Source organism: Salinicola sp., assembly GCF_982684285.1.
On the sequence record NZ_CEXLVS010000055.1, the window covers coordinates 12088 to 19075 of the forward strand.

The window sequence follows — 6988 nt, forward strand, 5'->3', positions numbered from 1 at the left end:
GGTCGAGGTCGGCCGGGGCCGGGCGTCGATCCAACTTGCCGGTGCCGTGGTGATCCGCTACCGATCGCCGGCGCCAGTCCAGCGATGTGCTCAGTGGTCGAGGGGGATGCGTGACGACCGATTTACCACGCGCGGCTATCCGCGCCACGTCGAACATCTGTTTCACCGCCCTGACGATGGTGCGTGGCGAGAGCGATATCGTCTGGTCCTCCCTGTTGCACCATGCGCGGCTGGGATTCCAGCGGCTGATCGTCATCAGCTATCTGGAGCACGACTTCCTGCGCCAGTGCATCGACAAGCTGAGGGCCGGCTTTCCCGAGCTGGAGGTCGATCTCGTCGAGCTGGAGAGTCGCGGGCATTTCGGGAGGCGCAAGGCGTTCTACGTCAACCGGGCGCTGTCGATGTTCATCGATCCCAAGCTGGAGAACTACGTCTACTGCTTCGACGCCGACGAATTTCTGTCGCTGGGGGAGCACGGGTCGATCGGTGAATTCCACGCCGCGTTCGCCGCCGGGCTGCAGCGTAGCGATGGATCGGCAGGCGTGGGGGAGTGCTTCCCGCTGCCCTGGCTGAACCTGATCCCCAAGCGTCACCGCTATCAGGAGCGGGACCTGAGCGGCCAGTTCCTCGAGGGCGATTACCTCTGTGTCGATACCCGCCAGAACAGCCGGCACAAGGTGCTGTTCCGCAAGCGTCCCGGTACCCGGGTCCACATGGCCTACCACCAGGCCTTCGCGGGCGAGAAGGATGTGCCCGTGATGCCGGACCCCGAGACGCTGGCCTTCGTGGAGAGAAGCGGGGCCTGTGTCTACCACGTGCCGTTGCGCAGCCCGGACCAGTTTCGAGACCGCCTGGAAGGACCATTGAGGCGGGTCATGATCCAGTCCGACCCGGGGGCGTCTCCGGCTCACGCGGCGCTGTCCCGCGACATCGCCGATGACCTGTTCTCGGCCTGTACTGCCAGCCAGCCACGATTCAACAGTCTTGCCGAAGCCGCTGATGTCTTCGGTGAAGCCATTACCGATAGAAAGATTCGGGCCATCACTCGGTTCATTTACCGCCATCGAGTGGACGTCGGCCCGGTTCTGGGTTCCGCGAAATAGTCGCGGAGCCGAGTTGCCTGGGAATTTACGCCGATGATTTCACGCACTGCCAATCGCCCCCGTTACCGATACGCTATCGTCGCCATCGTCAAGAACGAGCGACGGTATCTTGCCGAGTGGATCGCCTATCACCGCCTGATCGGTTTCGAGCATTTCTACATTGCCGACCACGGCAGTACCGACGACTCCGACCTGTTGCTGGCGAAATGGCAACGCCAGGGGCTGGTGACCGCGCGCAAGTGGGAGCACCAGGAGCTGGCGCAGGTGCTGTGGTATCGCCATGTGCTCGAGCAGCATGGCCACGAAGCCACTTTCATGGCGTTCCTGGACGTCGACGAGTTCCTGGTGCATCCCCATTGCGATCGGCCGCTGGACTGGCTGGAACCGACCCTGGCGCCCGCTGATGTCGGCGCCGTCGCCATCAACTGGCGGATATTCGGGTCGTCCGGCATGCGGTTTCGTCAGCCCGGCGGGGTGCTGGAGCGGTTCACCATGGCCAGCGAGAGCGAGCGGGTCGTCAACTGCCACGTCAAGTCGATCGTCAAGCCGTCGCTGGTGCTGTCGATGACCGCTCACACCGCGGAGCTGAAGCCGGGCTACCGTTACCTGGGCGCCGACGGACAGGAAGCGGCCTTTCTGGATGGCAAGCCGAAGTCCGGGCGCACCGAACGGGTCATCGAGACCCCGATGCGGATCTACCACTACAACATCAAGTCCCAGGAGGAGTTCGTCGACACCAAGATGGCACGGGGCCGCGCCAACATGGGGCCGATGCACTCCCGGGACCTGGAGTATTTCCGCAAGCACGACATGAACGAGGTGGCGCTCCGCTTCTCGCCGGAGCTGCTGCGCCGGGTCGACGATGCCAGCCGCGAACTGGCGCCGGAGCTGGCCGCGGCGCCCCCGCAGCCGCGTTTCTTCGTGCATATTCCCAAGACGGCGGGGACCAGCTTCCGGCTGGGGGCCAAGGCCCATCTCGGGGAGGCGCAGGTCTGGCACGACTACGGCGAGACCCAGCGGGAGACCGCGCCGATGGTGGTGCGCTGGGCCTACGAGCGGCGCGATGTGTGGCGGCTCTGGCAGATCCTTTCCGCCCAGGACGTGAAACTGCTGGGCGGCCACGTCAAGGTGGAGAAGTACGCCCATCTGGCGGGCATGCGGAACTGCTTTTCGTTCGTGCGGGATCCCTTGCAGCGACTGGCCTCCGAATACCATCACTTCGTCCGTCATCACGGCTATCGGGATTCGTTCTCGGCGTTCTACCGGCGCCACGACATGATCAATCGCCAGAGCCGGTTTCTGGAATCGACGCGGATCGAGGCGCTGGGATTCATCGGCCTGACCGAGCGCTACGCGGACTCGCTGGCGATCCTGAACGACCTCTACGGCTGGCAGATCCCGGGCATGGCCGAAAACCTGGGACACGCCTCCGTCGACCACGTCTACGAGATCGATGCCGCCGACCAGAGCGCGCTGCGGGAATTGAACGCGGAGGACTTCCAGCTCTATCGCAACTGCGAGCGCCTGTTCGAGTCACGCCTGGCGCTTTTCCATCAAGGCCAGCCGTTCGTGCACGGTGCGATACAGCAGTGCGTTGCCGACAAGGTGGTGGGTTGGGCCTGGTGGGCCACGGACGACAGCCCGGTCGAGATCGAGGTCTGGATCAACGATCGCAAGGTGGGGCGGACGCTGGCCAACGCGCTGCGGCCCGGCATGCTGCGCTGGGGAGCGCCCCGTGGCGCCTACGTCGGTTTCCACCTTCCGCTCGAAGCGGCGCACGGGGATATCGTCGACTGCCGCGTGACGCTGACCCAGCAATCGCTGGGACGGCATCGCGTGCAGCGTACCGCCGCACTCCAGCCCGTGCTGGAATCGTGAGGGAGATCGCGATGCAGACTTCCCTCTCCCCCGTACCGGAGGCCCGAGGCTGGAGGTTCTGGCGGGGCGTGAAACGCTCCACCCGATTCGTCTGCCATCCGCGGCTGAAGCCGCTCCATCAACTGGAGCGGCTGGTGCGGGACGGGTCCGACGAGAGTCGCTCCTATGGCTGGCGCTCGACGGGCAATGACCCGCAGTTCGGCTGGCGGCGCCAGATGCCAATGCCCGGCTGGAACATGCTGGAGGTCGCGATCCGGCACGATCAGCCGAGCGGATCGGTGCGGCTGTACGTGGACACGGGGCGGGGCTTCAACGAGTCGGAGAGCTTCTATCTCACCTTGAAACCGGGCCGCATCGCCAAGCGTCTCTGCTATATCGGCGCGGGCATCAGGGGGATTCGCTTCGATCCGCTGGAGACGGAAGGGTGCTTTGCCATCGAGCATCTGCGGCTGGTGTGGCTGACCCCCTGGTTCGCCTGCGACCGTCTCGCCCAGCGGCTGGCCAATCTGCATGGCCAGTGGCTCGAGACCCCCAAGTCCAGCGTCGTCTCCCGGCTCAAGCAGCTCGCCAGGAAGCAGAACACGCACTGGCGGGCGATGGCGCTCAAGCAGTACGAGGAGACCTTCGTTCGGTTGTGCCCCCGCAAGAGCTACCGGGAGTGGTTGGTGCAGCAGCCGGTAGCCTCGGAGGCGTGGCTATCGAGCCGGCTGGCGGCGTTTGCCTATCGCCCCACGATCTCCATCCTGCTGCCGACCTACGACCCGGCCCCGGAAGCGCTCGAGCGCTGTATCGAGTCGGTGCTGGCACAGCGCTACACGCAGTGGCAGCTGTGCATCGCCGACGATGCCTCCACCGATCGCCGCATCCGCGAACGCCTCCTGCGCTACGCCGAGCAGGACTCCCGTATCGAGGTGACGTTCCGTCCGGTCAACGGGCATATCTGCGCCGCCAGCAACAGCGCGCTGTCCCTGGCACGAGGCGAGTACGTGGCGCTGCTGGACCATGACGACCGGCTGGTGCCCGACGCGCTCTTCCATGTCGTCGATGCGCTGCAGCACCAGCCCCGCGCAGAGCTTCTGTACAGCGACGAGGACAAGATCGACGACCACGACGCCCGGTTCGATCCGCACTTCAAGCCGGCCTGGAATCCCGATCTGCTGCTCGGGCAGAACTACGTATCGCATCTCGGGGTGTATCGGACGGCGAGGGTGAAGGCCGTCGGGGGCTTCCGCCAGGGCTACGAAGGCAGCCAGGATCACGACCTGGCGCTGCGCTTCACGGCCGGGTTGGCCGCGGATCGCATCGTCAGAATCCCGCGAGTGCTCTACCACTGGCACGCCGGACAGGGCTCGACGGCAACCGCTGCGATGACCAAGCGCTACACCGGCGAGGCCGGCCTGCGGGCGGTGCGGGATCATCTCTCCCGGCACGCGCCGGGGGCGACCGCCGAGCCCGGCCGGTTCCCCAACACCTATCGCGTGCGCTGGCCGCTTCCCGACCCGGCGCCGCTGGTGAGCCTGCTCATCCCGACCCGCGACCGGGTGGCGATCCTGCGGCCGTGCGTCGAGGCGCTGCTCGAGCGAACGCGGTATCCCCGCCTGGAGGTGCTGATTCTCGACAACGGCTCGACCTGCCCGGAGACCCTGGGTTTTCTGGCCGAGCTGGCCGGGCACCCCCGGGTGCGGGTGCTGCATTGGCCGCACCCCTTCAATTATTCGGCCATCAACAACTTCGGCGCCCGCCATGCGCGCGGCGAGGTGCTGGGACTGATCAACAACGATGTCGAGCCGATCAACGAAGAGTGGCTGGAGGAGATGGTCAGCCAGGCCTGCCGCGAAGAGATCGGCTGTGTCGGGGCCAAGCTCTACTACCCCGACGGCACGATCCAGCACGCCGGCGTCCTGCTGGGTGTCGGCGGGGTGGCGGGGCACGCCCACAAGTTCTTCTCGCGCCACGAGCCTGGCTATTTCAGTCGACTGCATCTCGCGCAGAACTTTTCCGCCGTCACCGCGGCGTGCCTGGTGGTGCGCAAGTCGCTGTTCGAGGCCGTCGGTGGGCTGGACGAGGCAAACCTGGCGGTCGCGTTCAATGACGTGGACCTCTGCCTCAAGGTCGACGAGGCGGGGTATCGCAACCTGTGGACGCCCTTCGCCGAACTCTACCACCACGAATCCGTCTCCCGCGGGGCCGACGACACCCAGGCCAAACGGCAGCGGGCGTCCCGGGAAGCGGAGTACATGCGCCATCGCTGGCGCCATCGCCTGTTCGACGACCCGGCCTACCACCCCAACCTGACACTGACTTACGAAGACTTCTCGCTGCGATGAGTGCGCGAGGGGAATGCCAATCCAGCCTACGAGGGGACTGATCATGAGCTATCCGCGCTGGGTGGTTTTAAGTGATGGAACCTGCCCGACCGAAGACATCTACTTCCTGAAATCGGTGGCGCCGTGGCTGCAATCGCGTGGCATCGAGGTCAAGCGCATCGACACCAGCTACTGGCGGCTGCCGGTCATGTGCATGCCCTGGCTGGTGGGCGAGCTGCGTAACGCTCACATCCTCGTCTGCCGTTCGCTCAACGCGGCCTGGATCTCGTGGCTGGAGGACAACCGTCACCGGTTGGCGACCATCCGCTATCTGATCGATGACGACATCGCCGCCGCCGCCCTCGACCAGCAGCTGCCCGAGACCTACCGGCGGCGAATGGCTCATGTCTCCTCGCACCTGCAGCCTCGGCTGCTGGCGATCGCCGACGAGGTCATCGCCTGCTGCGAGCCGCTGGCGAGACACTTCAGCCGCCGCCACGATTCGGTCTCGCTGCTGGCGCCTTCGCTGATCTCGCCGATGCCGACCCACGATCATTTTTCCATGCTGGCGCCACGGGTCGGATTCCACGGCTCCCGGGCGCATCTGGCCGATCTCGAGAACATCACGCCGGCGCTGGTCGACATCCACGAGCGCAACGCGGCGTTGACCTTCGAGATCATGCTGGGGGGGTACTCGCCGCTCTCGCTGCGCGGGCTGCAGCGCGTTCGCACGCCGAAACCGCTGGGATGGCGGGCGTTCCAGCGCTATCGCGACCGGCAGCGCATGCATATCAGCCTGACGCCGATGCGCGATACCCCGTTCAATGCCGGCAAGACGTACATCAAGTTTCTCGACAACGCCGCCATGGGCAGCGTGGGGCTCTACAGCGCGCGTTCGCCGTATCGGGAGATCGTCTCTCAGGGCGAGGACGGGCTGCTGGTGGAAGACACCCCCGAGGCCTGGCGTTCGGCGATGCAGCAGCTGATCGACGATCCCGCCACGGCGCGAATGATGGCGCAGAACGCCGCCCGCAAGGCGCTCGATATCGGCAACCCGGAGAAAGCCCGGGCCTTCTGGTGGGTAAGGCGCTGAGCGGCTCCCCCAATTCCCAATTCGTGTCGCCGTCATGGCGACAAGCACTCTCAACCATGACAGGAAATCCCACCATGAAACTCGAATTCACCGCCATCACAATGGTCAGGGGGGAAGAGGATGTGGTCTTCGCTTCCTTCCTGCACCACCTGCGACTGGGGTTCGACCGACTCGTCGTGCTGAGTCATATCGAACATGACTTCCTCCGGGAGTGCGTTGCCGAACTGCGGGATCGCTATCCCGAAAAGGAGATCGCGTTCGTCGAGATCGAGGACGAGCAGGGCTTCTCGAAGCGCAAGGCCGATTACATCAATGGGGCGCTGGAGCTCTACCTGAAAAAGGATTGCTACAACGTCGTCTATGGCTTCGATGCCGACGAGTTCCTGACGTTCAAGAAGGGCCACACGGTCAAGGATTTCTACGCGGGCTTCGCCCAGCGCTTCCCGGGGGAGGAGAACCTGAAGCGGTTCTACTTCCGGTTGCCCTGGATCAACGTGATCTGCAAGGAGCACATCGACTACCAGCAGGATCTCGAGGGTAGACTGCTGGAGGCGGAGTACTGGTCGCTGGGCGAGCAGGCCTCGGACACCAAGGCGCTGTTCGTCTAC

The 6988-nt window shown here is 65.1% G+C and carries 5 protein-coding genes; all 5 read left to right on the top strand.

Annotation, left to right across the window (positions count from 1 at the left end):
* Positions 1-110 precede the first annotated feature (110 nt).
* Positions 111-1103, top strand: coding sequence for a glycosyltransferase family protein (locus tag AC3AYF_RS06975; protein WP_295037990.1), 993 nt, complete (start codon positions 111-113; stop codon positions 1101-1103).
* A gap of 33 nt (positions 1104-1136) precedes the next feature.
* A complete protein-coding gene (locus AC3AYF_RS06980; RefSeq protein ID WP_295037988.1) occupies positions 1137-2981 on the top strand; it encodes a glycosyltransferase family 2 protein in 1845 nt (614 codons plus the stop codon).
* Positions 2982-2992: 11 nt separating this feature from the next.
* On the top strand, positions 2993-5308 hold the full coding sequence (locus AC3AYF_RS06985) for a glycosyltransferase family 2 protein (protein ID WP_295037985.1): 2316 nt from the start codon (positions 2993-2995) through the stop codon (positions 5306-5308).
* Between the two features lie 43 nt (positions 5309-5351).
* The gene (locus AC3AYF_RS06990; protein ID WP_295037984.1) at positions 5352-6380 is read left to right on the top strand and encodes a glycosyltransferase family protein; all 1029 of its coding nucleotides are present in this window, start codon (positions 5352-5354) and stop codon (positions 6378-6380) included.
* Between the two features lie 74 nt (positions 6381-6454).
* Positions 6455-6988 (top strand): glycosyltransferase family protein (locus tag AC3AYF_RS06995; RefSeq protein ID WP_295037983.1); only part of this gene is annotated, 534 nt, incomplete at its 3' end.

Excerpts from the sequence above, each read along its gene's own strand:
- AC3AYF_RS06980 (WP_295037988.1), top strand. The coding sequence starts at position 1,137 with ATGATTTCACGCACTGCCAATCGCCCCCGTTACCGATACGCTATCGTC.
- AC3AYF_RS06985 (WP_295037985.1), top strand. The coding sequence starts at position 2,993 with ATGCAGACTTCCCTCTCCCCCGTACCGGAGGCCCGAGGCTGGAGGTTC.
- AC3AYF_RS06990 (WP_295037984.1), top strand. The coding sequence starts at position 5,352 with ATGAGCTATCCGCGCTGGGTGGTTTTAAGTGATGGAACCTGCCCGACC.